This window comes from Devosia sp. J20-27 (assembly GCF_055808595.1).
The window spans coordinates 3,799,898-3,823,643 of sequence record NZ_CM147875.1 but is presented as its reverse complement, the minus strand read 5'-3'; the positions used below and the strand labels follow the sequence as shown (position 1 = coordinate 3,823,643).

The 23,746-nt window shown below is 66.0% G+C and carries 29 protein-coding genes and 2 tRNA genes; 12 read left to right on the top strand and 19 right to left on the bottom strand.

The window, feature by feature from the left end; genetic code table 11:
* The first annotated feature begins 109 nt into the window (after window positions 1-109).
* The 5 genes from AC0L4C_RS18995 (at window position 110) to aroC (ending at window position 3,419) form a co-directional block, all read left to right on the top strand.
* Window positions 110-907, top strand: coding sequence for an enoyl-ACP reductase FabI (locus AC0L4C_RS18995; RefSeq protein WP_473401305.1), 798 nt, complete (start codon window positions 110-112; stop codon window positions 905-907).
* 36 nt (window positions 908-943) lie between these two features.
* Window positions 944-1,570, top strand: coding sequence for a histidine phosphatase family protein (locus tag AC0L4C_RS18990; RefSeq protein ID WP_473401304.1), 627 nt, complete (start codon window positions 944-946; stop codon window positions 1,568-1,570).
* Window positions 1,571-1,738: 168 nt separating this feature from the next.
* Complete coding sequence (locus AC0L4C_RS18985; RefSeq protein WP_473401302.1) at window positions 1,739-2,008, top strand: type II toxin-antitoxin system Phd/YefM family antitoxin; 270 nt, start codon at window positions 1,739-1,741, stop codon at window positions 2,006-2,008.
* Window positions 1,983-2,258 carry a type II toxin-antitoxin system RelE family toxin gene (locus AC0L4C_RS18980; RefSeq protein ID WP_473401300.1) on the top strand — a complete coding sequence of 92 codons (276 nt, stop codon included), beginning with the start codon at window positions 1,983-1,985 and terminating at the stop codon, window positions 2,256-2,258. The genes AC0L4C_RS18985 and AC0L4C_RS18980 overlap by 26 nt, the downstream gene beginning before the upstream one ends.
* Window positions 2,259-2,312: 54 nt before the next feature.
* A complete protein-coding gene (gene aroC, locus AC0L4C_RS18975; protein WP_473401299.1) occupies window positions 2,313-3,419 on the top strand; it encodes a chorismate synthase in 1,107 nt (368 codons plus the stop codon).
* Window position 3,420: 1 nt separating this feature from the next.
* On the opposite strand, the gene AC0L4C_RS18970 is transcribed toward aroC, so the two are convergent.
* Both AC0L4C_RS18970 and AC0L4C_RS18965 read right to left on the bottom strand, forming a co-directional pair.
* The gene (locus tag AC0L4C_RS18970; protein WP_473401298.1) at window positions 3,421-4,407 is read right to left on the bottom strand and encodes a potassium channel beta subunit family protein; all 987 of its coding nucleotides are present in this window, start codon (window positions 4,405-4,407) and stop codon (window positions 3,421-3,423) included.
* Between the two features lie 130 nt (window positions 4,408-4,537).
* On the bottom strand, window positions 4,538-5,008 hold the full coding sequence (locus AC0L4C_RS18965) for an anthrone oxygenase family protein (RefSeq protein ID WP_473401297.1): 471 nt from the start codon (window positions 5,006-5,008) through the stop codon (window positions 4,538-4,540).
* An 85-nt stretch (window positions 5,009-5,093) separates the two neighbouring features.
* Here AC0L4C_RS18965 and AC0L4C_RS18960 point away from each other — a divergent pair, with 85 nt between their 5' ends.
* Window positions 5,094-5,735, top strand: a complete 642-nt coding sequence (locus tag AC0L4C_RS18960) for a TetR/AcrR family transcriptional regulator (protein WP_473401296.1) — start codon at window positions 5,094-5,096, stop codon at window positions 5,733-5,735.
* Here AC0L4C_RS18960 and AC0L4C_RS18955 read toward each other — a convergent pair.
* The 4 genes from AC0L4C_RS18955 to AC0L4C_RS18940 form a co-directional block, all read right to left on the bottom strand.
* Window positions 5,687-6,469, bottom strand: coding sequence for a TlyA family RNA methyltransferase (locus tag AC0L4C_RS18955; protein WP_473401295.1), 783 nt, complete (start codon window positions 6,467-6,469; stop codon window positions 5,687-5,689). The two genes, AC0L4C_RS18960 and AC0L4C_RS18955, sit on opposite strands and share 49 nt — an antisense overlap.
* Window positions 6,470-6,511: 42 nt before the next feature.
* Window positions 6,512-7,120: an SCO family protein gene (locus AC0L4C_RS18950; RefSeq protein WP_473401294.1), complete on the bottom strand. Its 609-nt coding sequence runs from the start codon at window positions 7,118-7,120 to the stop codon at window positions 6,512-6,514.
* A 9-nt stretch (window positions 7,121-7,129) separates the two neighbouring features.
* Window positions 7,130-7,378, bottom strand: a complete 249-nt coding sequence (locus tag AC0L4C_RS18945) for an exodeoxyribonuclease VII small subunit (RefSeq protein ID WP_473401293.1) — start codon at window positions 7,376-7,378, stop codon at window positions 7,130-7,132.
* A 68-nt stretch (window positions 7,379-7,446) separates the two neighbouring features.
* Window positions 7,447-8,373, bottom strand: a complete 927-nt coding sequence (locus tag AC0L4C_RS18940; RefSeq protein ID WP_473401292.1) for a histone deacetylase family protein — start codon at window positions 8,371-8,373, stop codon at window positions 7,447-7,449.
* A 67-nt stretch (window positions 8,374-8,440) separates the two neighbouring features.
* Between AC0L4C_RS18940 and AC0L4C_RS18935 the strand changes: the two genes are divergently transcribed.
* Window positions 8,441-9,367, top strand: coding sequence for an L-threonylcarbamoyladenylate synthase (locus tag AC0L4C_RS18935; protein ID WP_473401291.1), 927 nt, complete (start codon window positions 8,441-8,443; stop codon window positions 9,365-9,367).
* 95 nt (window positions 9,368-9,462) lie between these two features.
* Entirely contained in the window at window positions 9,463-10,818 is a 1,356-nt protein-coding gene (locus tag AC0L4C_RS18930; protein WP_473401290.1) for an HD-GYP domain-containing protein, read from the top strand.
* Window positions 10,819-10,866: 48 nt separating this feature from the next.
* Here AC0L4C_RS18930 and AC0L4C_RS18925 read toward each other — a convergent pair whose 3' ends face one another.
* Window positions 10,867-11,823: a DnaJ C-terminal domain-containing protein gene (locus tag AC0L4C_RS18925; protein ID WP_473401289.1), complete on the bottom strand. Its 957-nt coding sequence runs from the start codon at window positions 11,821-11,823 to the stop codon at window positions 10,867-10,869.
* A 182-nt stretch (window positions 11,824-12,005) separates the two neighbouring features.
* Here AC0L4C_RS18925 and pdxH point away from each other — a divergent pair, with 182 nt between their 5' ends.
* Both pdxH and AC0L4C_RS18915 read left to right on the top strand, forming a co-directional pair.
* On the top strand, window positions 12,006-12,650 hold the full coding sequence (gene pdxH / locus AC0L4C_RS18920; protein ID WP_473401288.1) for a pyridoxamine 5'-phosphate oxidase: 645 nt from the start codon (window positions 12,006-12,008) through the stop codon (window positions 12,648-12,650).
* A 169-nt stretch (window positions 12,651-12,819) separates the two neighbouring features.
* Window positions 12,820-13,623 carry a DUF1499 domain-containing protein gene (locus tag AC0L4C_RS18915; RefSeq protein WP_473401287.1) on the top strand — a complete coding sequence of 268 codons (804 nt, stop codon included), beginning with the start codon at window positions 12,820-12,822 and terminating at the stop codon, window positions 13,621-13,623.
* Here the strand turns inward: AC0L4C_RS18915 and AC0L4C_RS18910 are convergent.
* A complete protein-coding gene (locus tag AC0L4C_RS18910) occupies window positions 13,620-14,537 on the bottom strand; it encodes an MBL fold metallo-hydrolase (RefSeq protein WP_473401286.1) in 918 nt (305 codons plus the stop codon). The genes AC0L4C_RS18915 and AC0L4C_RS18910 overlap by 4 nt on opposite strands.
* Window positions 14,538-14,601: 64 nt before the next feature.
* On the opposite strand from AC0L4C_RS18910, the gene AC0L4C_RS18905 reads away from it, so the two are divergent.
* Complete coding sequence (locus AC0L4C_RS18905) at window positions 14,602-15,240, top strand: biotin transporter BioY (protein WP_473401285.1); 639 nt, start codon at window positions 14,602-14,604, stop codon at window positions 15,238-15,240.
* 62 nt (window positions 15,241-15,302) lie between these two features.
* Here the strand turns inward: AC0L4C_RS18905 and AC0L4C_RS18900 are convergent.
* A tRNA-Pro gene (locus AC0L4C_RS18900) sits at window positions 15,303-15,380 on the bottom strand.
* 123 nt (window positions 15,381-15,503) lie between these two features.
* On the opposite strand from AC0L4C_RS18900, the gene AC0L4C_RS18895 reads away from it, so the two are divergent.
* A tRNA-Gln gene (locus tag AC0L4C_RS18895) sits at window positions 15,504-15,578 on the top strand.
* 29 nt (window positions 15,579-15,607) lie between these two features.
* On the opposite strand, the gene AC0L4C_RS18890 is transcribed toward AC0L4C_RS18895, so the two are convergent.
* The 10 genes from AC0L4C_RS18890 to AC0L4C_RS18845 form a co-directional block, all read right to left on the bottom strand.
* A complete protein-coding gene (locus AC0L4C_RS18890) occupies window positions 15,608-16,861 on the bottom strand; it encodes an FAD-binding protein (RefSeq protein ID WP_473401284.1) in 1,254 nt (417 codons plus the stop codon).
* A gap of 72 nt (window positions 16,862-16,933) precedes the next feature.
* Window positions 16,934-18,016 carry an energy transducer TonB gene (locus tag AC0L4C_RS18885; protein ID WP_473401283.1) on the bottom strand — a complete coding sequence of 361 codons (1,083 nt, stop codon included), beginning with the start codon at window positions 18,014-18,016 and terminating at the stop codon, window positions 16,934-16,936.
* Window positions 18,016-18,462, bottom strand: coding sequence for an ExbD/TolR family protein (locus tag AC0L4C_RS18880; RefSeq protein ID WP_473401282.1), 447 nt, complete (start codon window positions 18,460-18,462; stop codon window positions 18,016-18,018). Before AC0L4C_RS18880 ends, AC0L4C_RS18885 begins: the two co-directional genes overlap by 1 nt.
* Window positions 18,462-19,184 carry a protein TolQ gene (gene tolQ, locus AC0L4C_RS18875; protein WP_473401281.1) on the bottom strand — a complete coding sequence of 241 codons (723 nt, stop codon included), beginning with the start codon at window positions 19,182-19,184 and terminating at the stop codon, window positions 18,462-18,464. The genes AC0L4C_RS18880 and tolQ overlap by 1 nt, the downstream gene beginning before the upstream one ends.
* 3 nt (window positions 19,185-19,187) lie before the next feature.
* Window positions 19,188-19,607: a hypothetical protein gene (locus AC0L4C_RS18870; RefSeq protein WP_473401280.1), complete on the bottom strand. Its 420-nt coding sequence runs from the start codon at window positions 19,605-19,607 to the stop codon at window positions 19,188-19,190.
* Window positions 19,608-19,615: 8 nt separating this feature from the next.
* Window positions 19,616-19,789 (bottom strand): hemin uptake protein HemP, encoded by a 174-nt coding sequence (gene hemP / locus AC0L4C_RS18865; protein ID WP_473401279.1) that lies wholly within the window; start codon window positions 19,787-19,789, stop codon window positions 19,616-19,618.
* A complete protein-coding gene (locus AC0L4C_RS18860) occupies window positions 19,786-20,589 on the bottom strand; it encodes a heme ABC transporter ATP-binding protein (RefSeq protein ID WP_473401277.1) in 804 nt (267 codons plus the stop codon). The genes hemP and AC0L4C_RS18860 overlap by 4 nt, the downstream gene beginning before the upstream one ends.
* A 5-nt stretch (window positions 20,590-20,594) precedes the next feature.
* Window positions 20,595-21,671 carry a FecCD family ABC transporter permease gene (locus AC0L4C_RS18855; protein ID WP_473403557.1) on the bottom strand — a complete coding sequence of 359 codons (1,077 nt, stop codon included), beginning with the start codon at window positions 21,669-21,671 and terminating at the stop codon, window positions 20,595-20,597.
* A gap of 5 nt (window positions 21,672-21,676) precedes the next feature.
* Window positions 21,677-22,564 (bottom strand): heme/hemin ABC transporter substrate-binding protein, encoded by an 888-nt coding sequence (locus AC0L4C_RS18850; protein ID WP_473401276.1) that lies wholly within the window; start codon window positions 22,562-22,564, stop codon window positions 21,677-21,679.
* A 13-nt stretch (window positions 22,565-22,577) separates the two neighbouring features.
* The gene (locus tag AC0L4C_RS18845; RefSeq protein ID WP_473401275.1) at window positions 22,578-23,654 is read right to left on the bottom strand and encodes a hemin-degrading factor; all 1,077 of its coding nucleotides are present in this window, start codon (window positions 23,652-23,654) and stop codon (window positions 22,578-22,580) included.
* Window positions 23,655-23,746 lie beyond the last annotated feature (92 nt).

The window sequence follows — 23,746 nt, the reverse complement described above, 5'->3', positions numbered from 1 at the left end:
GTGCGTGGACCATAGCCGGGCCGCTTGGCACCAGCAATAACGCGAAACTTGCCCGCCACTGCCCGCTATGCCAAAACCGGCGCACCCCAAGCGGCAAAGGACAAGAAAAATGGCTGGTTTGATGGCAGGCAAGCGCGGGCTCATCATGGGCGTCGCCAACAAGAATTCGATTGCCTGGGGCATCGCCAAGGCTTTGGCCGATCAGGGCGCCGAGATCGCCTTCTCCTATCAGGGCGAAGCACTCAAGAAGCGCGTCGAACCTCTGGCCGCCGAAATCGGCGTCACCACGCTGGTCGAGTGCGACGTCTCCAGCGACAGCGCCATGGACGAGACCTTCCGCATCCTCAAGGACAAGTGGGGGACGATGGATTTCGTCGTCCATGCCATCGGCTATTCCAACAAGGACGAGCTCGAAGGCCGCTATATCGAAACCTCGGCCGACAACTTCGCCCTGACCATGAACATCTCGGTCTATTCCTTCACCGCCGTCGCCAAGCGCGCCGAGCCGATGCTGAACCCCGGCGCCTCGCTGCTGACGCTGACCTATTACGGCGCCGAGAAATACGTGCCCAACTACAACGTCATGGGCGTCGCCAAGGCCGCGCTGGAAGCCTCGGTGCGCTACCTCGCCAATGATCTCGGCCCCAGCAATATCCGCGTCAACGCCATCTCCGCCGGCGCCATCAAGACGCTGGCCGCCTCCGGCATCAAGGGCCTGCGCGACATGCTGCGCTGGCAGGAGAAGTCGGCGCCGCTCAAGCGCAATGTCACCCAGGACGAGGTCGGCTCTGCCGCCCTCTATCTTCTGTCCGACCTTGCGTCCGGTGTCACCGGCCAGATCCAGTACGTCGACTGCGGCTTCAACATCATCGGCATGTATGTCGACCAGGAAGCCGCAGCCGAGTAACGCCCGCCTCTGCGTTCCATTCCCTAGAGACTGACAATGTCCTTCGTCTGGCCTGAACTCTACTTCATCCGTCACGGCCAGACCGACTGGAACGCCGAGGGACGCTATCAGGGCAGCCGCGACATCCCGCTCAACGAGATCGGCCGCGGCCAGGCCGATCTCAACGGCACTCTGCTGCGCCAGCTCTTCGAGCGTGACCGTCGCGACCCCGCCGAATTCTCCTGGAACGTCTCGCCGCTGGGGCGCACCATGGAGACCATGCAGCGGGTGCGCAGCGCCTTCGATGTCGAACTGCCCGCAGTCGTGCCCGACAAGCGTCTGGTCGAGGTCTCCTTCGGTGTCTACGAGGGCCGGCTGCATACCGAGCTCGCAGCCGGCGAAATGGCCATTGCCGGCGAACGCACGGCCGATTTCTGGCATTTCCGTCCACCCTCGGGGGAAAGCTACGAGGATGTGGCGCAACGCGTCCTCAGTTTTGCGGAGTCGCTCAACGGGCCGGCGATTGTCGTCGCTCATGGCGGCATCCTCCGCATCCTCCGCCGCCTGATTGAAGACTTTCCCGCTGATCGCACCGTCAACTGGTTCCCGCCCCAGGACTCGGTGGTGCATTTCATCGACGGCAAGTCCGTCGTCTACCCCGCCGGCCAGAGCTGGGACGACTGAGGCACTGACAACCGTCAGTGCATTGCCATCCTTTGCGACAGTCGCCGGCCCGGCCTGGGGATGGCGGTCTGTGCGTCTGCCTGAAGGACGGATTTCTCCAACATGGACGTCTCGCGTTGACCGACCTCATAAAATGGTACTATTTTTGGCCCTTAATAGGAGGTCAGAATGAACCATGTTGGGCAACGTATTGAAGCAGACCTGGCGTTTAGCGTTTCCGAACTGAAACGGAATCCGATGGCCGTGGTGAAGGCGTCGGAGGAGGAAGCTGTCGCCATCCTCAACCATAACAAGGTGGTGGCCTACGTCGTCACACCCGCCGTCTGGGAATATGTGCAGGAGCTCTATGACGACGTAAAGCTCGCCGAGCTGGCTGAAGCATCGGACAACGAGCCGGTCGTGGAGGTCACGATTGCCGACCTATCGGCTGACATTTAGCGAACGGGCCCGAAAGCAGTGGAACAAGCTGGATTCGGCGGTCCGCCTGCAGTTCCAGGTGGTCATTGCCCGACGCATTGAAGAACCACACGTGCCCTCGGCCCGACTGCGTGGCCGCTGGCCCGGCCCGCGCTACAAGATAAAACTCAAGACGGTCGGATACAGACTGGTCTACGAAGTGCGGGACGATCAGGTGCTGATTATCGTCATCGCAATCGGCCGGCGCGACAACGTGTACGATGAAATCTAGACGTCGTGGCCACTTGCCCCTAGAACGCCCTGACCATTCGGGACGCAGTCGGCCATGAGCTTCAATACTTTCGGACATCTCTTCCGCTTCACCACCTGGGGTGAAAGCCACGGTCCTGCGCTCGGCGTCGTTGTCGATGGCTGCCCGCCGGGGATCCCGATCTCGGCCGACATCATCCAGCGCGACCTCGATCGCCGCAAGCCGGGCCAGTCCCGCTTCACCACCCAGCGCCGCGAGGACGACACGGTTCGGATACTCTCCGGTACCTTCGAGGACGAGCGCAGCGGCGGTCTGAAGACCACGGGCACGCCGATCTCCATGCAGATCGAAAACACCGACCAGCGCTCCAAGGACTATTCCGAGATCCGCGATAAATACCGGCCGGGTCATGCCGATTTCACTTACCACCAGAAATACGGCATCCGCGACTACAAGGGGTCGGGCCGGGCCTCGGCCCGCGAAACCGCTGCCCGCGTCGCCGCCGGAGCCGTGGCGCGGCTCGTCATCCCGGAAGTGACGATCCGCGCTTCGCTGGTCCAGATCGGCCCGCACAAGATCGACTACGCCAATTTCGATTGGGACGAGGTCGGCAACAACCCGTTCTTTTGCGCCGACCCGAAGGCCGCGCAAATGTGGGAAGGCTATCTCGATGGCATCCGCAAGGACGGCAACTCGGTCGGCGCTGTCATCGAAGTCGTCGCCGAAGGCGTGCCGCCCGGCTGGGGTGCCCCGATCTACGGCAAGCTCTCGGCCGATCTGGCCTCCGCCATGATGTCGATCAATGCCGTGAAAGCCGTCGAGATCGGCGCCGGTTTCGAGGCCGCCAGCCTCACCGGCACCGAGAACGCCGACGAGATGCGGGCCGGCAATGCCGGGCCGTATTTCACCTCGAACAAGGCTGGTGGCATCCTTGGCGGCATCTCCAACGGCGACCCGGTCGTCGTCCGCTTTGCCGTCAAGCCGACCTCCTCGATCATCTCCCCGCGCCAGTCGGTGACGACGGAGAACGAGAACACCGAAGTCGTCACCAAGGGTCGCCACGACCCCTGCGTCGGCATCCGCGCCGTGCCCATCGGCGAAGCCATGATGGCCCTCACCCTCGCCGACCACTTCCTCCGCCACCGCGGCCAGACCGGCCGCGACGGCGGGGTAGGCTACTGAGCTAGAAGCGCTGCGGTTCTGCCGGTTTGTTGCCGGCGATCTCGTCGATCTTGGCCATCACCTCATCGGTCACCTTTTCGCGGTGCTCCAGCGCGGCGATGTTGTCCTTGAGCTGGCTGAGGCGGCTGGCGCCGAGGATCACGGTGGAGACGTGCGGGTTCTTGAGGCACCAGAGGATCGCCAGTTGCGCCAGCGGCACGCCGATCTCCTTGCTCAGGCTCCCCAGTTGCCCGACCTTGCGGATGCGTTCCTTGCCCTCTTCGGTCTCAAGGCTCTTTTTCAGCCACTCGTATCCGGGCAGGTTCATGCGGCTGTCGTCGGGAATGCCATCCTGATACTTGCCGGTCAGGATGCCGGAGGCCAGCGGCGACCAGATGGTCGTGCCCAGACCCATCTCGTAGACCGGCAGGTAGTCGGCCTCCACCTTCTGGCGCGTGAAGATGTTGTACTGCGGCTGCTCCATCGTCGGCGGCGTCAGGTGCTCGCGCCGCGCCACTGCGTGGGCTTCGGTGAGTTGCTGGGCATTCCACTCGGACGTGCCCCAGTAGAGCACCTTGCCCTGCGTGATCAGGTTGTGCATCGCCCACACCGTCTCCTCGATCGGCGTATCGATATCCGGGCGATGGCAGAAATAGAGATCAAGATAGTCGACCTGCAAGCGCTTGAGCGCGGCATGCGCGGCGTCCGTCACGTGCTTGCGCGACAGGCCCTTCTGCGTCGGCTTGGCACCACCCCAGAACACCTTCGACGACACGGCGAAGCTGTCGCGGCTCCAGCCGAGCTGCTTCAGCGCCTCACCCATCACCACTTCGGAATTACCCGCTTCATAGCCTTCGGCATTGTCGAAGAAGTTGATGCCCTGATCATAGGCGTAGCTCATCAGGCTGATGGCATCGCCACCATCCACCTGCTTGCCGAAGGTCACCCACGAGCCAAAGCTCAGTTCGCTGACCTTGAGGCCGGACTTTCCAAGACGCCGATATTCCATGATGTCGTTCCAATCGTTGGTCGGCCCGCAGACCGCCCCGTTGGGACGTCACTCGGGCCGACAGCATGTTTGTGCAAGCGCGGGCAGAGCCGCCACGCACCACGATCATCGTATATTGACGATGAAACCGTCAACCCTCGCGGTCGGCAAACACTGCGGCGATCAGCAGCACCTCTCCGCCAATCGCGGCGGCCAGCCGCAGCATATGCCAGCTCCACCACCTGTCACGCAGGCCGGTCCAGCTTTCCGGCGGCGATGCCGGCGCCCAGGTCATGATGATGTCGTTGATCGGCTGGTTGGCAAAGCGGGTGATCAGTCCGGCCGCAACCAGTGCTGCGGCGCCGGCAAGGTAGAGCGCCAGCACCATTGGTCTTTGCCGCCCCAGTCCGGCCAGCAGCACGCAGAGAACGATCGCCGCCAGCCCCATCGCGGGAAGCAACGTATTGAGGCCACGCACCGCGCCATGATGCACTTCCACAAAGGTCGATGGCGAAAACAGCGCCGGGTCATACCCACGCCAGATTCCAAACATGCTGCCCGCCAGCAGGGACGTCACGAGCAGGGCAGTTGCTTGCAGGACCGTCGGAACAAATGCAGCCATGGCGAGCCTCATTGCGCCGGGGCTTGCAGCTCCCGGACAGGTTGGTAGTGTAGGGGTGTATTCAATATAGTGAGTATGTAGTGAAATGCCGGAGGCTGTCAATTCCAAACGCCGGTACCGGTCCGGCCGCCGCTCGGCCCAGGCGGCGGACACCCGCGATGCCGTCCTCGAGGCGGCGCGCCGGCTTTTCGTGACCACCGGCTGGCAGAAGACCACTATCGCCGCAATCGCCCGTACCGCCGGCGTTTCGGTGGAAACCATCTACGCTGTGTTTGGTAACAAGCTCGCCCTGCTTGAGGCGCTGGTCACCACGGCCATCCGCGGCGCGGCGCCGGAGACGCCCTTGCTTGACCAGGCCGTACCACGCGCTCTTGCGGCCGAGACCGACCAGCACCGGCAGGTCGTGATTTTCGCTGCGGATATCGCGGCTGTGCTGTCACGGGTAGCGCCACTGGTGGCTGTGGTGCGCTCCGCCGCCGAAACCGACCCGCAAATGGCCACCCTCTACCGTCAGCTCCATACCGGCCGCAGAAACAACCTGCACTTTGTCATCAGTACCCTGCTGGCCAATGGAACGTTGCGGGTCGATGAGGCTGAGGCGACGGCCCAGCTCTGGCGTCTCGCCAGCCCTGAACTCTTCCTGCTGCTGCGCGATGTAGATGGGCTGTCGCCCGAGGCCTATGCCGCGTGGTTGGCGGCGACGCTGTCGGCCACCCTGCTGCCCTGAGCGCGCGAGAACACCGCAACCGTCTCGCGATTGCCGTCACCGCCATGGATCGGGGAGGGAACCGCGATGCGCAGCGCCCAGCCGCGCGTGGCCATGAAGTCGATGACCGCCTCGACCGCGCCGGCAATCGCCGCCTCGTCGGTGACGATGCCGCCGCGTCCGACATTGTCGCGGCCCACCTCGAACTGCGGCTTGATCAGGATCACCGCCTCGGCATCCGCCGTGCAGAGGCCGAGCGCCGGCTCGATCACCTTGACCACCGACACGAAACTGAGATCGCTGACCAGCAGCGCAACCGGCTCGGGGACGAGCGTCGCCTCGAGATCGCGACCGTTCACGCCCTCGAGGCTGACGATCCGGTCGCTGCCCTGCAGCCGCTCGCTGAGCTGCGCGTGCCCCACATCCACCGCGTAGATGCGCTTCGCCCCGCGTTCCATCAGCACCTGCGTGAAGCCGCCCGTCGAGGCGCCGAGGTCGAGGCAAACCTTGCCATCCGCCGAGATGCCTCCGGCATCGAGCCCGGCGATCAGCTTGAGCGCGGCGCGCGACACATAGTGCGCGGCCGGATCGTCCAGCGCGATGAGGTCGTCCCTGCCTACCATCTGGTTGGGCTTTTTCGCCGGCTCGCCATTCACGGTCACCGTACCGCGATTGATCGCATCGCGGGCTCGCGCCCGGCTCGGCAGCAGCCCGCGCGCCTCGATTGCCTGATCCAGTCTGGTCCGGTCGCTCATGTGGCGTCTGCTTGGCTGGGGCAGGCGGGGGAAGTGCTCACGTCAGCTCTTTCCCACCAGTTTCTCGATCTTGCCCACCGCTGTCGCCTCGGCTTCACCATAGGCAATCGTGCCCTCGAACGAACCGTCGCGGCCGATCAGGAACACCGAGGCGGTATGGCTGACCAGATAGAAGCCGCTGCCGTCGTCATCGCTCTTTTCGCTCAGCACCCCGAACGAGGCCTTGATCGCTTCGGTCTGCTTGGGAGTGCCGACCAGCCCGATCACATCCGGATCGAAGCCCCCCAGATAGTCCGTGAGCACCTCTCTGGTGTCGCGCTCGGGGTCGACGGTGACAAAGATCGTCCGCAACTGCGCGTCCGTCAGTCCGGCCGCCTGCTTCCAGGCAACGCTCTCGGCCAGAGTCGTCGGGCAGACGTCGGGGCAGTAGGTGTAGCCGAAGAACACCAGGCTCGGCGTCCCCTTCAGGTCATCCTGGGTAAATGTGCCGCCCTGGGTCGATTGCATCGCAAACGGCTTGCCGGTAACCGCCAGAGGGTTGGCCGGCGGCCGCAGCACAAACAGCAGCGTCGCGCCGATCGCCGCCACGATCACCAGTCCCCAGAGAATCATGCGGAACCGGCGCAGGCCGACAGACGCGGTTTCAGGCATGCAGAACTCCTACTGGGCGTCCAGCGGCTCGGTGCCAGTTGGCTGGCCGTTGCGCAACGTGATCTTTTCGATCCGTGCTTCTGCCGTCTTGAGCAGGGCTTCACAATGCGACTTGAGCGCCTCGCCACGGGCATAGATCTCGATCGACTCGGCCAGCGGCGCCTTGCCGCTCTCCAGCGTGCCGACAATCTTCTCGAGCTCGCTCAGTGCGGCCTCAAAGCTCATCGTCTTCACGTCGTCATTGGTCGTCTCGGCCACGGGCTTGCTCCTTGGATAGGGCTCTGGTCTAGCGCCATCGGCGCGTCCGGCGCAAGCCGTGCAGGCGGCTAGTGCCCCATCAGCCGCGCCACATGCGCGCTCACGCCTTCGGCCAGTCCGTGCCGGTCGTAGCCGCCCTCGAGCAGCGACACGATACGCCCGCCGCAGCGCCGGTCGGCAATGTCCATCAGCTTGCCGGTCAGCCAGGAAAAGTCGTCCGGCTTCCAGTTCAGCTGCGCCAGCGGGTCGCGATAGTCGGCATCAAAGCCCGCCGAAAGGAAGAGGAAATCTGGCCGGAACTCTTCGAGGTCGATGAAGATGCGCTCGTTGTAGACTTCACGCATGGCCTCGCCGCCAGTGTTGGCCGAGAGCGCCGCATTCACGATATTGCCCACCCCGTGCTCGCTCGGCGAACCGGTGCCGGGAAACAGCGGCATCTGGTGGCTCGAGGCGTAGAACACTGTCGGGTCGCGCTGGAAGATATCCTGCGTACCATTGCCGTGATGCACGTCGAAATCGACGATGGCCACACGCTCGGCGCCATATTTGCGCTGCGCCTCGCGTGCCGCAATGGCAACGGTATTGATGAGGCAGAAGCCCATCGGCAGCTCGGCTTCCGCGTGATGACCGGGTGGCCTGATGGCGCAGAAGGCATTGTCGACTTCGCCCATCGCCACCGCATCAAGCGCATGCAGGGCGGCGCCCAGCGCCGTCGAGGCGGCATCCAGCGAGCCCGAGGAAATGAAGGTGTCTTCATCGATCCGTGCCAGCCCCTCTGCTGGCCGCGCCTGCCGCACCGCTTCCAGGTAGTCGGGGTGATGTACGAGGCCAGCAAGGTTCAGGTCGCCCGATGGCGCGTCCCGGCGCAACAGGGCTTCAAACCCTTCGCGGCTCAGCGCTTCGTTTACCGCCCGAAGTCGGTCCGGCCGCTCCGGATGACCGGCAGGGGTCACATGGCTTTCGAAATTGCGCTGACTGACAAGTAGGGTGGTCATTGCCTCTGGAAACGCCGCCGTGTGAAGCTTTCTTGACGCGGACCCGGCGCCTTGTCAAACACGCGTCATGCTCGATCTCGGCAAACCCACGGAAATCGCACATTTTGCGGCCCTGCTAAGGGCCGGCGACGTCGTCGCCTTTCCCACCGAGACGGTCTACGGGCTGGGTGCCGATGCCACCAATTCCGATGCCGTGCTCAAGATCTACGAGACCAAGGGCCGCCCGCGCTTCAATCCGCTGATCGTCCATGTCGCCGATCAGGAAATGGCCGAGACGTTGTGCGTCTTCTCGCCGCTGGCGCGTCAGCTTGCCACGTTCTGGCCCGGCCCGCTCACCCTCGTGCTGCCCAAACGCCCCGATGCGGGCCTCTCCGATCTGGTGAACGCCGGGCTCGACACCGTTGGCATCCGCATCCCGGCCCACAAGCTGGCGCACGATCTCATCCGCGCCACCGGCCGCCCGCTGGCCGCGCCATCCGCCAATCCCTCCGGCAAGCTGTCGCCCACCACAGCCGGGCAGGTGGTGCGCGGCTTTGACGGTCGTGTGCCCGTGCTCGATGGCGGTCCCTGCGCTTCCGGCGTCGAATCCACCATCATTGCCGTCGATGGCGACAGCGTGACCCAGTTGCGCGCCGGCGCCCTCTCGCGGGACCGGGTCGAGGCCGCCATTGGCCGGCCGGTTGCGGTCGCCGCCGCCAACGCCGCCATCGCCGCGCCGGGCATGCTGGCCAGCCACTACGCCCCGAACGCCACCCTGCGCCTCAATGCCACGGTACCGCGACCGGGCGAGGCAACGCTCGGCTTCGGGGCAGGGGCCTTCACCCTCAACCTCTCGCCCACCGGCGACCTGCACGAAGCCGCCCGTAACCTGTTTTCCATGCTGCACCAGCTTGATGGCATGGCCACCCGTATCGCCGTCTCTCCCATCCCGGCGACCGGTCTGGGCGAAGCGATCAACGACCGCCTGCAGCGCGCTGCAGCGCCGCGCAACTAGCCAGGGCGATGAGACGCCGGTCGCGGATCGTGGCCAAGCAAAATGTGATCAAGCCTAAAACCGGACATTAGGGATTGCGCTGCTTGACTGCAGTCATGACCGAACTTGCGACCAACATCCATCTTGCCGAGATCGTCGGCGCCCTCAGCTACGCTCTCGACGTGACCGAGGGGCAGCCCGAAGGGCATTCCATCCGCTGCTGCTGGATCGGCATGCATATCGGCAAGAAGCTCGGTCTGGACGATGCCGCACTGTCCGACCTCTATTATACCTTGTTGCTCAAGGACGTCGGCTGCTCCAGCAATGCCGCCCGCCTCTGCCAGCTCTATCTGGCGGACGACCTGCAGTTCAAGCGCGACTACAAGTTCGTCGAACACACACTGCCCCAGTTGCTCGGCTTCATCATCTCGCATGCCGGCGTGAAGCACAGCCTTGCCGAACGCTTCCGCGCCATCATCAACAGCGCCCGCAATGGCGGCGAGTTTTCCCGCGAACTGATCGAGACACGCTGTCAGCGCGGCGCCGAAATCGCGCGCCAGATGCGCTTTTCCGAAACCGTCGCCCAGGGCATTCTCGATCTCGATGAACACTGGAACGGCAAGGGCCTGCCGCTCGGGCGGCAGGGCGCGGAAATTGCGCAGGGCGCCCGCATTGCCTTGCTGGCGCAGGTGATCGACGTTTTCTACATGTCCGGCGGCCCGAAGGCGGCCATGCAGGAAATCCGCCAGCGCAAGGGCGGCTGGTTTGATCCGGCACTGGTGGACCTGTTCGAGACCGTCGCGGCCGACCCCTTTTTCTGGTCCGGTCTTGGATCGGCCGATATCGAGGCCCAGGTCCTGGCCCTTGAACCCGTGCAACTGGTCATCACCGTCGACGACGACTATCTCGATGATGTTGCTGCGGGTTTTGCCAAGGTGGTCGATTCCAAAAGTCCCTACACCAGTGGTCATTCCGACCGCGTGGCGCTCTTTACCGATCTGATTGCCGAGGCGATGGGCCTCTCCGCCGAGCGCCGCCGCTGGCTGCGGCGCGCTGCCTTGCTGCACGACATCGGCAAGCTCGGGGTCTCCAATCAGGTGCTCGACAAGCCCGGCAAGCTCGACGATGACGAATGGTGCGAAATCAAGCGCCACCCGGAATTGGGTGAGACGATTCTGTCACGTATTGCCGCCTTCGCCGATCTGGCGCGCATCGCTGCCACCCATCACGAAAAACTCGACGGGACCGGTTATCCGCGCCGCCTCGCCGCGGCCGAGCTGCCGCTCGAGACCCGCATTGTCACCACTGCCGATATCTTTGACGCCTTGACCGCCGAGCGCCCCTATCGCGGTCCCATGCCGGTCGGCAAGGCCCTGCAGATCATGGCGGAGATGAGTGGCACCGCCGTCGATCCGGATTGTCTGGCGGCACTTGAGCGGGCCGTTGCCCGCATCGACGCCGACGCTGCCTGAGCCAGGAGCCGTCGGCGCACGCGAGGGCTTGCGGCCCTCGCGCCTGCGCTAGTCGCGTACCTTGTAGGGCTTCTGATCCCGCCAGAAGCGCATCAGGCTCTCGAGATCGGGGTCGCCGCTTTCGGGCAGCACGATCTTGAGCGTGGCGAACAGGTCGCCGCCGCCATGCAGACCCTTGCCTTTGAGCCGCAGCGCCTTGGTAGTGTTGGCCGAGGCGGGGATGGAAATCTCCACCGATCCGTCCAGCGTTGGCACGCGCACCTTGCCGCCCAGCACCGCCTCGTAGAGCGTGATCGGCACCTCGACCCGGATGTCCGCACCGTCGCGGCGGAACTGCTTGTGCCGCGCAAATTTCACCGTGACGATGGCATCGCCCGGTTCCCCGCCGAACGGCGAGGGCAGGCCCTGGCCCTTGAGCCGGATCTGCTGGCCGTCTTCCACCTTCTCGGGCAGCTTGACGTTCAGCATCTTGCCATTGGGCATGCGCAGCGCCACGCTGGCGGCCTTGTGGGCATCCTCGAGGCTGACCGTGGCCGTCACCGGGGCGTCCTCGCCGCGCACCTGCGCGCCGCGACCGCCGGTATCGCCGGCGCCGGTTCCCTGGAACGGATCAAAGCCGGCCGAACGTCCGGCCCCCGGTCCGGCGCCGCGCTGCGTGCCGCCGAAGCCGCTCATGAACTCTTTCAGGATGTCCTCGGCCGAAAACCCGCCCTGCGCCGTACGCGCACCGCCGCGGCCGGCACCGTTGAAGCCGCCGCCCTGGGAAAAGCCGGAGAACTTCGGTTGCCCGCTGGCGTCGATTTCTCCACGGTCATACGACCCGCGCTTTTCCGGGTCGGTGAGGAAATCATAGGCCGAAGAAATCTCGGCGAACTTCGCCTGAGCCTTCGGATCGTCTCGGTTCTGGTCGGGGTGATGCGCCTTCGCCAGCTTGCGATAAGCAGACTTGAGGTCCTTTTCGCTCACAGACCGCGGCACCCCGAGCACGGTGTATGGATCGCGCATGGGTTCCTTCGAATTGTCGTTTGTGCCGATTGTATCACCGGCCCTTTGCGTCCTATATGGGCCTGCCTCCCGGCCTTGTCCAGTGTGGGGCACGCCTTAGGTTTTGCGGGTTTTCAAGGGATATCAGGCCCTTCAGCCCACAGGACAGCAAAACGCGGCCCCGCCGCAAACGAGAGCAGTCGATGACCTCCAGCACCGCCGCCACCAATCTGACGCAACGTCTGTTCGATGACGCCGACACCGGGCCCATCGACCCCTGCTCGCTGTTCGAGGACTGGTTCGAGGAAGCGCGCCTGTCCGAACCCAACGACCCCCACGCCATGGCGCTGGCAACCGTCGACGCCGACGGCATGCCCGATGCCCGCATGGTCCTGCTCAATGCCCGCGACCACCGCGGTTATTGCTTCTTCACCAATTTCGAAAGCGACAAGGCCACCGAACTGCTGGCCAACCCCAAGGCCGCCTTGCTGCTGCACTGGAAGTCGCTGCGTCGCCAGATCCGTATTCGCGGCCCGGTCGAGGTGGTGTCCGACAGCGAGGCCGATGCCTATTTCTCCACCCGCGGCCGCGCCAGCCAGATCGGCGCCCACGCCTCCAAGCAGTCCCGGCCGCTGCCCAACCGCTTCACCTTGCTCGAACGCGTCGAGACTCTGACCAAGAGCCTGGGCGCCGATGAGCCGGTGCAGCGTCCAAGGCACTGGTCGGGCTTCCGCGTCATTCCCCAGAGCATGGAATTCTGGAAGGACGGCGCCAATCGTCTGCATGATCGTGTCCGCTTCACCCGCGATGCGGCCGGTAACTGGACGCGCCAGCGCCTTTACCCCTGAGGCGTGCGCGTCACATCGCCTTCATCTCGGTGGCCAGACTATGACGCGGCGCAGCTTCGGGCACTTGCAGCTTCGGGCACTTGAAGTGCGTATAAACCGCGCCGGGCGCTTCCCATCACTTGCCGCATCAGTGCAATAGTCGGGTAACCCCAACAACCATCCGGATTCCATGCGCATCCTCATCCGCACCTCGAAATGGGCGATCTGGTCTCGCCGGCTGGGCGCCTTTGCCCTGCCGCTGGCGATCATCCCGATCTTCCTGCACCGCGAGCGGATGATCGGCAGCAACGACTTCCATGTCATTGAACTGGTTGCCGGCGGCTTCGCCTTCCTGGCGCTTTTCCTCGCCATCGGTGCCTTCGCCCGGCTCTGGGTCACCGGCGATCAAGGCTGGGCGCGCGCCGCCATCGGCCTGGTCTTCTCGCTCATCTGTCTGGTGCCGCTGGCTTTTGTCTTCTGGATGGCCTTCCACTATCCGGCCACCACCGATGTCTCGACCAATTTCACCAACCCGCCGCGGTTTGTCAGTATCACCGGTCGGGTGTCGACGCCGGATCAGCGCGCCGAACTCGAGGCCACCTTCCCCAACGCCCGGACGCGGACCTACCCCATCGAGGCTGGCCAGATGTTCGGTCTGGTCGAGCAACTGGCCCTCGCCAATGGCTGGGAATTGCGGGCCCGCCGGGCTCCCACCACCCCGCTCGATACCGGCGAACTCAACGTCATTGCCACGACCCTGCTTGGATGGCGCGACGAGGTGGCCGTGCGAGTCGGCGGCATTCCGACTGGGTCGACGGTGGATATGCGGTCGGCCGCGGCCCATGACTGGTCCGATCTCGGCGAGAATGGCCGCCGCATCGAGCAGTTCCTGCTCGCCCTCGACGAACGCATCACCCTGATGCTGCGCGACGCACCGCAAACGCCCGCCGCCCCGGTCGAACCGGATGAGGCCGGCGCCGCCACCGACAACTAGGCGGGCGCGAGGCGCAGCCCGAGCACGCCTCGCGATACCCGGATGGACTGCCTGGCCTCGAGATATTCGACATGCGCCTTCAGCGTCATCAGCGCCGCCGGCACTACCGCCAATTGCAGGCCCGGATAGATCTGCCGCAGCAGGTCGCGCAGGCTCCGCGCACCGGCGTTTACGGCTGCGATCACCTGATCGTTGCGGGCTTCCCGATGCGCCAGCAGCGCCTCGGCATAGGTCCGGCCATCATCGATCGCACCACCATGGCCGGGCAGGTAGCGGCTGGCGGGCAGGGCAATGACCTTCCGCAATGACTCCAGGTAATCGGCCATCGACCCGTCCGGCACCGAGACCAGCGTCGAATTCCAGCCCATCACGTGGTCGCCGACAAACAACAGTCCGGTGCCGCCGAGCGTGAATGCCAGATGGTTGGCGCAATGTCCCGGCGTGGCGACGACCGTCAGCGAACGGCCGGCAATGTTGAGCCGCTCGCCATCGCGAAGCACCCGGTCCGGCCGCAGTCCCCAGTCGCTTGCGCCGCCCACGCCGTTGACCTCGAACAGGCGCGGCTTCCGGCTGAGGCGATGCTGCCCCTCGAACCAGATCGGGGCGCCGGTCGCTGCCTGCAGTCGGGGCGCCAGAGCCGAATGGTCGGTGTGCGTGTGGGTCAGCAGAATGGCCTCGACGGGCCGGCCGGCGATCGCCCGGAGCAGGGCCGCGAGATGATCCGGGTCGTACGGCCCCGGATCGATCACGATCAGCGACGCCCCGCCGACCAGATAGCTGTTGGTGCCGGTAAAGGTATAAGCCCCCCGATTGGGCGCGGTAACCCGCCACACCCCGTCGGAGATTGCTTCGGCTTGGCCGGTTTGCGGCGAGAAACCCGTGTCAAAGACCAGTTTGGGAGGAGGGGCGGCCATTGCGCTCGCTTGGGGGACGGACTAGAACTCGAACGATATATTCGCCCTTCTGGAAGGTACATCAATGGCCGAGACTTTGACCACTCCGAACACGGTTCTGGGCACCCTGCTGCCCGAGGCGCGGAGCGCCAGGCTCGCAACGCAGGTCGCTGCCGTCATCCTGGGGACGGTCGCCCTGGCGATTGCCTCCAAGATTCAGGTGCCGGTCTGGCCGGTCGCCATCACCGTGCAGAGCATGGTTGTTGCCGTCATCGGCGGTGTCATGGGCTGGCGCCTCGGCCTGGCGACGCTGGCGCTCTACATCGCTGAAGGCCTGCTGGGCCTGCCGGTGTTCTCCCGCGGTGGCGGCTTTGCCTACGTCTTCTCCCCCAGCTTCGGCTTCATCGTCGGCTGGGTGCCGATGGTCATCATTGCCGGCCTTGTCGCCGAAAAGGCCCGCGGTCGCATCGTGCCGATGGCCCTGGGCATGATTGCCGCGGACGCCGTGTCGTTTGCCTTCGGCTTTGCCTGGCTGATGGCCGTCGCCAACATGATCCTGGGCACGGGCGGTGAATTGCCCCAGTGGCTCGCCTCCGGCGACCTGCTGACCGTCGCCTGGAACGGCGCGGTGCAGCCCTTCATCGTCTGGGATATCCTCAAGATGGTCTTTGCGGCGCTGACCGTTGCCGGCGCCCTGAGCCTGACCCGGCGCAGCGCCCGCTAGGGCCGCTGACAGCCTCGAAATGGCAAAGGGCCGAAGATCCAAGGATCTTCGGCCCTTTCTTTTGGTCGGAGTAGAGTGATTTCGAACACTCGACCCCCTGCTCCCGAAGCAGGTGCGCTACCAGGCTGCGCTATACTCCGTCATCGCCGAAACCGGCCCGGACGGCGGCTATATAGCCTTGCTGCCCCTCCTGTTCAAGCCATGAAACGCCCCATCTCACCTCAGTTGCACGCCCCAATCAAACCGTGTACCAACCCGCGCGTTGGGGCGTCGCCAAGTGGTAAGGCAGCGGTTTTTGGTACCGCCATTCCCAGGTTCGAATCCTGGCGCCCCAGCCAGCTCCCAATTGGGTGACGCCGCGCTGCGCTCACGCGTCGAATATGTACTCATCGAGAAATGCGTTGCGGAATTTGCCGTGTGGATCGTGGCGGCGGGCCAGGGCGCGGAATGCGGCGAGGTCGGGATAGCCGGACTGCACCTCTTGGGCAGCCATGACGAAGAGCTTGCCCCAGTGCGGACGCGGCCTGAACGGCGCGAGCGCCGCCTCGAGGGCATGGAGTGCCGTGCTGACCACGCTCCAGTCGCGCTGCCAGGAGAAGTGAAAGCCGACGCTGGGCCCCCCGGAGTTGGTGCTGAGCCAGAAGCTGTCCGCGGCGATGGTGCGGATCTCGGCCACGATCAGCGCCGGGTGCAATGCCGCCTCGATCGCCTTGATGGCGCGAAGCGCCGCCGGGCCGTCGCTGCGGGCAACGAAATATTCGGACTGGTACTCGCCCCCGATCGGCGGGATGGCGCCGATGCGGGCATGCGGCAGCCGGTCGAACCAGGGCCCGGGCACGCCCATCTGCGCCGTGGTCCCGGCCGGGTCCTTGCCCCAGACCGGACTGCTCTCGGCCTCGGCAGAGTGGCCACCGAAGAACGCGCGGCCCGGCGGTTCGGCATCGGCGAGGGTCTTGAGCCAGGCCTGCTCGATACGGTCGCCGCGGAAATGGGTGAACAGACTGACGCTGTAGGCGCTGCCCATCAGGGCATCGAAATTGTCGGCGACGGTCTGGAAGGGCAGGTCATGGAAGACGTCCTGCCGGATGTCGAAGCGCGGCACCAGATCGAGCGTCAGGGCGGTGACGACGCCCAGGGCGCCCAGCCCGACGACCGCACCGTCAAAATCGGCGTCGCCGCGCTGCAGCGTCAGCAGCTCGCCCGATGCCGTGACGATCTCGAGACCGGCGACGCACCCGGCGAGGTTCTTGTTGTGGTTCCCCGAGCCGTGTGTTGCCGTGGACACGGCGCCGACCACCGAGAAGTCGGGGATCGAGGGCAGGTTGGCGAGCGCCCAGCCCGCGGCATCGAGCAGCGGGCAGAGCTGTGCATAGGTGATGCCGCCATCGATGGTGACCGTCCTTGAGGCGGCGTCGATCTCGACGCGCCGGGCCAGTCCCCTGAGCGACACCATGGCACCGGTCGTGTCGGCAATGCTGTTGAACGAGTGCCGGGCCCCGACGGCGCGCAGCTTTGCCGATTGCCGGACGACATCCTGCACCTCGGCAAGGCTGGCCGGCAGATGCGTCGAGGTAGCGCCGAAGGCGACATGCTCGGCCCAGTTGTGAATGATCGTTTCCATGACGTCCTGCCCCCTCGCGCGAGACCGGATAATCCCGGTCCTGCGATCGTCTGGCAAGCTCGGTGATGCCCCTTATCGCAGGAAGGCGAGCGGCATGGTGAACGTCCAGCTGCTGCGGCCTGCCGCCGCCGGGATCGCCGGAAAAGGTGCGGCCCGCTTCACCGTCGCAATGGCTTCCCGGTCGAGCACGGCGTGCCCGGACGAACGGGTGACGGCAATCTGCGAGGCGGCGCCCGACGACGAGACGACAAAGGTGACCTGCACTTCGCCGCGGGCGCTGCCGGCGCCCTTGGGGAACCGCAGCGCCCGGCGCAAGGCGCGCTGCACCAATCCCGGATATTTGCTGACGGCGGCATTTCCGGCGGCGGTGCTGGCCCCCTTGCCACCCGACTGCGCCACCGCTGCGACGGTGGCATTGGATTTGCCGCCGTCACCGGCCTGGCTCGGCTTGGCTTTGGGTTTCGGTTCGGCCTTGGGCTTTGGCCGCGGTGTCTCCGACCGGTCGGCCCTGGGGGACGGCTTTTGTGGCGGTGGCGCAGCCTGCTGCTTGAAGACCGGTCGCGGCAACGGTGTGGGAGCCACCTTATCCTCGATCGCCTGAAGGGGCGCGCCTGTGGTGCTGACAGGCTCGACCATTTGCGGCGCTACCGCCGCGACGCGCAGGTCGGCTGCCGGGGCAGCGGGCGCGACCTCGAAGGCCACTGCCGCCGTCCGGACGGGAACCAGCCCCTCGACCGGCGGGCTGTCGGGGACCGTCGCGGCCGCCAGAACGGCAAGTGATGCGGCATCGTCTGTCGCTGCTGCTTCTGTCGTCGAGGGGCGCGCAGCATCTGGCTGCAGCGGTTCCGGGCTGTCGACGGCCGCCGGCCCGGCGACCTCGGCCTCGGGCTGGATTGCTTCGGCTGTGACCGGCTCGGTCGGGGCGATCACTTCGGCTTCAGGCACAGCCTCCGCCCCGGCCGCGACCAAAGCTTCGGTCGCCGAACTGACGGCGGTGCTGGCGCTGCTGCTGGCGAACTCCTCGATATTGAGAATATCGACCGTGACCGATTCCAGTCCCGTGTCTTCCGGCGGCGGTGTCAGGTCGAGCGCCAGCCAGGCGCCGCCGAGCAGCGCCAGATGCACGAGCACGGAGGCCGGCAGCGCGCGGCGCATCAGGGCGTCTTCTTCTGCTCGGTGATCAGCCCGATATGCGCGTAGCCTGCACCCGAGAGCGTGCCCATCACCTCCATGATGGCGCCGTAGGCTGCGGTGGCGTCCCCGCGGATGTAGAGGCGCTGCGCGACGTCGCCGCCGGCCAGGGCGTTGACTTCGGCCAGCAGGGCATCGGCCGCCACCGGGTCCTCGCCGAGGTAGAGCGCCCCGTCGGGACGCACCGTCACGGTGATCGGCTTGCTCTCGGTGGCGAGGGCCTGGGCCGCCGTCTGTGGCAGATCGATCGGCACGCCGGAAGTCAGCAACGGCGCTGCCACCATGAAGATGATCAGCAGCACCAGCATGACGTCGACCATCGGCGTGACGTTGATATCGCTCATCAGGCCGCCACGCCGCAATCCGCGCCGGCCCCGCTTGCCGCCGGTGCTGCCCGGCATCATCGCCATCAGTTGGCGCTCTTGCTGTCGAGCTGCCGCGACAGCAGCACGGCCAGCCGGTCGGCAAAGGCTTCCAGCCGGCCCAGCAGCTTGCCGCTGTCGATCGAGAGCTTGTTGTAGGCGATGACCGCGGGGATGGCGGCGAGCAGGCCGATCGCCGTGGCGAACAGGGCCTCGGCAATGCCCGGCGCCACCACGGCAAGGCTGGTGTCCTTGCTGGCGGCAATCGAGGTGAAGGCATTCATGATCCCCCACACCGTTCCGAACAGACCGACAAACGGCGCCGCGCTGCCAACGGTGGCGAGGAAGGGCAGGGCCTGTTCGAGCGTGTCGGCCTCCTGGGCGATGGCGCCATCGAGCACCAGCCGCAGGCGCGCCTGCAGGCCCGCCGGGGTGGCGGCATCGGCGGCATGGCTGCCGTTCCACTCATCCATGGCCGCCACAAAGATCGCCGACAGGCCGCGCGCCGGTGTCTGCCTCAACCGTTCGTGCAGCGAACCGAGCGGCTCGCCCGCTGCAAAGGCTTTCTCGAAGCGACGCATCTCGCGGCGCGCGCGCCCATAGGCCGCGATCTTGGAGAAGATGATTGCCCAGCAGATCATCGACGCGAGCAACAGCCCGAGCATGACCGACTTCACCACCCAGTCGGCCTGCATGAACAGGGCGAACGGCGACATGTCGATATGCGGGAGCGTCGTGCCGGCTGAAATGGCGAGTGCGGGATTGTCCATGGCCTAGACCCCGAACGCGGCCTGGACGCGGCTGGAGGTCGACAGACCGGCGAGGCACGAGACCGGGTCGAGTCCCTCGCCCTCGCAGGCGGTCACGTCATTGACCAGCACCCGGCCGAGCGATGCGCACTCAAGACCGGCCAGTTCGAACTGCAGCACCTTGGTCTTTCCCGGCGCCAGGTTCTTGAAGTCCAGCGACACCAGCCGGTCGATGCCGCCGCCTGTGCCAAACAGCGCGATCTCGAAGGTGGCCTTGTCGACGGCCGTGCCGAGCCCATTGCTGGCGACGAACGTGATGCGACAACCGGCGTCGGACGGCTGCAGCGCATTGAGCTCGAGCGACATCGATGCGGCGTCCTGGGCCACCGCCGGCGACGCGACGATGGCCAGCGCAAGGGCGGCAGCGGTGAGAGTGTGGTTCATAAGGGCCTCTACTTGTTGAGGATCAGTTTGCCGGCCTTGGTGATGCGCAGCCGGTAGATCGCGCCCTGATGCAGGATGCGGATCTCGCTCCGGCTGCCGAACAGCTGCCGGGTGTCGAGGTCAGGCTTCTGGTCCGCAGCCGGGGGGCGCGCGCCAGTTTCGATCGCCGGTGCCTGCGTCATGCCGCCACCTGCTGCTGCCGGCGTCCGGGCAGCGTGAAGATGCGGCCGCCGGAGGGGCGTTCCATTGCGTCGAGGCTGCAGTCGAACACCTCGCGCACCAGAGCCGCGTCGAGCACGTTCTGCGGTGTGCCGAACGTCACCGCCCGGCCGGACTTCAGTGCCAGCACCTGGTCGGCGTAGAGCGCCGCCAGATTGAGGTCGTGCAGGATCGCCAGCACCCCGCCGCCGCGCCGGGCAAAGTCCTGGGCGATTTCCATGACCAGCAGCTGGTGCCGGATGTCGAGGCTCGATACCGGCTCGTCCAGCAGCAGGAAGCGGGGCACGCCGTCGAGCACGGGCTGCCACACCTGGCAGAGCACGCGCGCCAGTTGCACCCGCTGCTGTTCGCCGCCCGAGAGGCTCTGGTACATCCGCCCGCCGAAGCCACCCAGATCGACTGCCTTCAGGGCCTCCATCGGCAGATGGGCGCGCCGGCGGCCGTCGACGCCGCTGACCCCGGCACTCAGCCCTATGCGCACCACTTCAAGTACGGTGAAGGGGAAGGTCAGCGTCGACGCCTGTGGCAGCACGGCCCGCATGCGCGCTGTTTCGTAGGGCTTGAGCGCGCCAATGTCGTGGCCGTTGATGCTGATCGAACCGCCATAGGCGAGATCGCTGCACAGCGCCTTCATCACGGTGGACTTGCCCGAGCCGTTCGGCCCGATGATGGCTGTCACCTCGCCGGCGCGGGCAGAAAATGACAGGCCCTGGACGATGGGTCGCCCGTCGATAGAGACCGAAAGCCGCTTTGCCTGGAGCATCGCAATCACCACGCCAGCTGGCTGCGTTTGCGCAGCAGGATCCAGAGGAAGAATGGTCCGCCGACGGCAGCCGTGACGATGCCGATGGGCAGTTCCGCCGGTGCCACCAGCGTGCGGGCAACGGCGTCGGCCGCCAGCAGGAATGCAGCGCCGAGCAGGGCCGAGGCCGGCAGCAGGAAGCGGTGGTCCGGTCCGATGACGAGCCGCAGCAGATGCGGCACGACAATGCCGACAAAGCCGATGCCGCCACTGGCCGCAACGGCTGCTCCGGTCGCCGCCGCCACCGCGACGATTGCGATCTTCTTGAGCCGCTCGACCCGCAGGCCGAGATGACCCGCCGTTGCCTCGCCCAGCGTCAGGGCATTGAGGCCGGCGGAAAGACCGAAGGAGGCAATGATCGCGATGAGGATGATCGGGGTGGACGCCGCGACCTTCTGCCAGTTCGATCCGGCCAGCGAGCCCATGCTCCAGAAGGTGAAGTCGCGCAGCTGCGAGTCACTGGCGATGTAGATCAGGACGCCCATCAGTGCTGCCGCCAGCGCCGCGATGGCGATGCCGGCCAGCAACATGGTGGCGACCTGGGTCTGTCCGCCCCGGGTGGCGACACGATAGAGCATTGTCGTGGTCGCCAGCCCGCCGGCAAAGGCAAAGATCTGCAAGCCATAGATGCCGAGCGGCAGCAGCAGCGGCGCCAATGCGGTGCCGCCGAGAACGATGACCAGCACCGCGCCGAGCCCGGCGCCGGAGGAGACGCCGACGAGACCGGGGTCGGCCAGCGGATTGCGGAACAGCCCCTGCATCACCACGCCGGAGACTGCGAGCCCGGCGCCGATGGCGGCACCCAGCAGCAGCCGCGGCAGGCGGATATCGAGAAACACCAGACGGTCGCGGGCCAGCAGGGTCTGGTCGACCTCAAGGCCGAGCCAGCTCTGCAGCAGGCGCAGCAGCGAGGCGTCGGAGGCCCCGGTCAGCAGACCCAGCACCATGGCTGCGACGAGCAGCAAGCCGAGGCCCACGAGGGCGAGACGGGCAAGCCCGCTTCTGTCGCCAGCCAGTCCCGGATCGGCAGTGTCGGCGCGCATCAGCATCAGTGCGCCGCCACTGCATCGCCATAGAGGCTGCCGGCCAGCTCGAGGATCGCCGCCGGCGTGCGCGGCCCGAACCCCAGGAGGAAGGCGCCGTCGATCTGGATGATCCGGCCATCGCGCAGCGCCGGTGTCGCGACCAGCGCCGGGTTGGCCGACAACTGCTGGTAGAGGTCCTCCTGGCCACCATTGCTCATCATCAGCACGGCATCGGGGTTGGCCGCAAGGATCGCCTCATCGGTCAGCGTCTGGTAGCCGTTCATGTCGGAGAGGGGATTGATGCCGCCGGCCAGCGCGATGATGCCGTTGGCGGCCGTGCCGCCGCCGGCCGCCCGGATCTTGCCGTCCTGCACCGAGATCACAAACAGCACCCGCTGCCGGTCCGCCTCTGCCAGTTGCGCGGTCGCGGCCTCGGCGGCCGTGATTTCGGCGTCGAGCCGCTGCGCCAGCGCTTCGGCCTTGTCAGGGACGCCGAGCGCCGCGCCGACGGTGCGCACCTTGGTCAGCACGCCCTCATGACTGAAGCTGTCGGGCACGACGACATAGGGCACTGAGCCCTTGGAGAGTACGTCGAGCGTCTCCGGCGGGCCGGCGCCCTCGACCACCAGCAGGGCGGTCGGGTTGACCGCGATCACGCCTTCCGGCGACAGGGCACGCATATACCCGACATCGGGCAGGGCGGTCGCTTCGGGCGGAAAGACGCCGGTCGTGTCGCGGGCGACGACCTTGCTGCCTTCGTCCAGCGCATAGACGATTTCCAGCAGCGAGCCGCCGATCACCACGAGACGCGAGGGATCGCCAAAGGGTTCTACGGGAGACTGCGCCAGCGCCGGGAGCGAAAGACCTGCAAGGGCTGCGATGGCGAGCAGGGACGAGCGGAAGGGATGCATCTGGGGAGAGGTCCTAGGCGGCGTTGGAACGATTGAGGCGGGGCAGGCTTTCGACCAGGTCACGCCAGCCCTGGCGTTCGCCACCACCCTCGCGGCGCTTGCCGAAGAACTGGATGATCATCTTGTTGTCGGCGCCGAACGCCTCGAAGGAGGTAACGATGCCGTCGGCGGTCGGCTTGCGCACGGCCCAGGCCTCGGTGATGTGGTCAAGACGCAGGTGCAGGTGGAAGGTCTCATCCATGATGTTGAGCCAGGGGCCCATCTCCTTGACCGACTGCACCGGTCCCGAATGGATCTGGATGCAGCCGCGATTGCCGACAAAGGCCATGATCGGCAGGTCCGTGCCGGCAGCGCCGGAGAGCATGGCGCGCGTCGCGCCGGGCTCAAGCGGCCAGGCATAGTCGGCGTCGATGCTGGTCAGGGCCTGATGCCGCGACAGGTTGAGCTTGCGCAGCATCGGGAAGAACTGATGCGTGTCGGTGAGCTTGTCCCACGCGGCGCGAAGTTCGGCGGGCGAACCGACGGGTTCGTCGGAGCGGACCTCGCTGTCGTCCACGGGCTGGGTCGCGACCTCGTCAGACTGTTCGTCGGCGCGCAGCGCCGCGACCAGCGCATCATAGGCGACGAGGTCCGACGCAGGGCGCAGATGCAGCTTGTGGACGGCGTCGCCGGCCGCATCGAAGAACTGCAGCGAGTGCTTGATGGCGCCATCCGCGTCGGTCTTCTGCACCGCAAAGCCGGACGCCCACTTGCCCGGAAAGATCCGCAGGTCGATCTGTTCGCCGAGCACGGTCGTGGCGTGCGGATGGAACTTCGCCGCTTCGTAAGGACCGATCTTTTCGTGCACGGCGCTCTCGTTGCGTGTCAGCGCCATCACTTCCCCGAGCGCCGGAGCGCCCTCGAGCAGCGTGCGCACGTCGGGCCGCAACCGGACCACCGTGTCACCGACATAGGCGGCAACCAGCTGCGCTTCGCTCAGCTTGTGGATGCGGGCGAAATCGCGTTCGCGCATCTCCGGATGCCTGGCGCGCAGCTGGCGGATCTGGGCCGGATCAAGGGTGTGGGCGTCGTGCACTTTATGCGTCTCCATGGTGCGTGCGGCGTCCGGCGGAGAGCGGCATCAGCCGTCGACCACCTTTCGAACATATTTGTTGACTTTCCACATCAGGATTTATACGTCAA

Excerpts from the sequence above, each read along its gene's own strand:
- AC0L4C_RS18995 (WP_473401305.1), top strand. The coding sequence starts at position 110 with ATGGCTGGTTTGATGGCAGGCAAGCGCGGGCTCATCATGGGCGTCGCC.
- AC0L4C_RS18990 (WP_473401304.1), top strand. The coding sequence starts at position 944 with ATGTCCTTCGTCTGGCCTGAACTCTACTTCATCCGTCACGGCCAGACC.
- AC0L4C_RS18985 (WP_473401302.1), top strand. The coding sequence starts at position 1,739 with ATGAACCATGTTGGGCAACGTATTGAAGCAGACCTGGCGTTTAGCGTT.
- aroC (WP_473401299.1), top strand. The coding sequence starts at position 2,313 with ATGAGCTTCAATACTTTCGGACATCTCTTCCGCTTCACCACCTGGGGT.
- AC0L4C_RS18970 (WP_473401298.1), bottom strand. The coding sequence starts at position 4,407 with ATGGAATATCGGCGTCTTGGAAAGTCCGGCCTCAAGGTCAGCGAACTG.
- AC0L4C_RS18965 (WP_473401297.1), bottom strand. The coding sequence starts at position 5,008 with ATGGCTGCATTTGTTCCGACGGTCCTGCAAGCAACTGCCCTGCTCGTG.
- AC0L4C_RS18960 (WP_473401296.1), top strand. The coding sequence starts at position 5,094 with ATGCCGGAGGCTGTCAATTCCAAACGCCGGTACCGGTCCGGCCGCCGC.
- AC0L4C_RS18955 (WP_473401295.1), bottom strand. The coding sequence starts at position 6,469 with ATGAGCGACCGGACCAGACTGGATCAGGCAATCGAGGCGCGCGGGCTG.
- AC0L4C_RS18950 (WP_473401294.1), bottom strand. The coding sequence starts at position 7,120 with ATGCCTGAAACCGCGTCTGTCGGCCTGCGCCGGTTCCGCATGATTCTC.
- AC0L4C_RS18940 (WP_473401292.1), bottom strand. The coding sequence starts at position 8,373 with ATGACCACCCTACTTGTCAGTCAGCGCAATTTCGAAAGCCATGTGACC.
- AC0L4C_RS18935 (WP_473401291.1), top strand. The coding sequence starts at position 8,441 with ATGCTCGATCTCGGCAAACCCACGGAAATCGCACATTTTGCGGCCCTG.
- AC0L4C_RS18930 (WP_473401290.1), top strand. The coding sequence starts at position 9,463 with ATGACCGAACTTGCGACCAACATCCATCTTGCCGAGATCGTCGGCGCC.
- AC0L4C_RS18925 (WP_473401289.1), bottom strand. The coding sequence starts at position 11,823 with ATGCGCGATCCATACACCGTGCTCGGGGTGCCGCGGTCTGTGAGCGAA.
- pdxH (WP_473401288.1), top strand. The coding sequence starts at position 12,006 with ATGACCTCCAGCACCGCCGCCACCAATCTGACGCAACGTCTGTTCGAT.
- AC0L4C_RS18915 (WP_473401287.1), top strand. The coding sequence starts at position 12,820 with ATGCGCATCCTCATCCGCACCTCGAAATGGGCGATCTGGTCTCGCCGG.
- AC0L4C_RS18910 (WP_473401286.1), bottom strand. The coding sequence starts at position 14,537 with ATGGCCGCCCCTCCTCCCAAACTGGTCTTTGACACGGGTTTCTCGCCG.
- AC0L4C_RS18905 (WP_473401285.1), top strand. The coding sequence starts at position 14,602 with ATGGCCGAGACTTTGACCACTCCGAACACGGTTCTGGGCACCCTGCTG.
- AC0L4C_RS18890 (WP_473401284.1), bottom strand. The coding sequence starts at position 16,861 with ATGGAAACGATCATTCACAACTGGGCCGAGCATGTCGCCTTCGGCGCT.
- AC0L4C_RS18885 (WP_473401283.1), bottom strand. The coding sequence starts at position 18,016 with ATGCGCCGCGCGCTGCCGGCCTCCGTGCTCGTGCATCTGGCGCTGCTC.
- AC0L4C_RS18880 (WP_473401282.1), bottom strand. The coding sequence starts at position 18,462 with ATGGCGATGATGCCGGGCAGCACCGGCGGCAAGCGGGGCCGGCGCGGA.
- tolQ (WP_473401281.1), bottom strand. The coding sequence starts at position 19,184 with ATGGACAATCCCGCACTCGCCATTTCAGCCGGCACGACGCTCCCGCAT.
- AC0L4C_RS18870 (WP_473401280.1), bottom strand. The coding sequence starts at position 19,607 with ATGAACCACACTCTCACCGCTGCCGCCCTTGCGCTGGCCATCGTCGCG.
- hemP (WP_473401279.1), bottom strand. The coding sequence starts at position 19,789 with ATGACGCAGGCACCGGCGATCGAAACTGGCGCGCGCCCCCCGGCTGCG.
- AC0L4C_RS18860 (WP_473401277.1), bottom strand. The coding sequence starts at position 20,589 with ATGCTCCAGGCAAAGCGGCTTTCGGTCTCTATCGACGGGCGACCCATC.
- AC0L4C_RS18855 (WP_473403557.1), bottom strand. The coding sequence starts at position 21,671 with ATGCGCGCCGACACTGCCGATCCGGGACTGGCTGGCGACAGAAGCGGG.
- AC0L4C_RS18850 (WP_473401276.1), bottom strand. The coding sequence starts at position 22,564 with ATGCATCCCTTCCGCTCGTCCCTGCTCGCCATCGCAGCCCTTGCAGGT.
- AC0L4C_RS18845 (WP_473401275.1), bottom strand. The coding sequence starts at position 23,654 with ATGGAGACGCATAAAGTGCACGACGCCCACACCCTTGATCCGGCCCAG.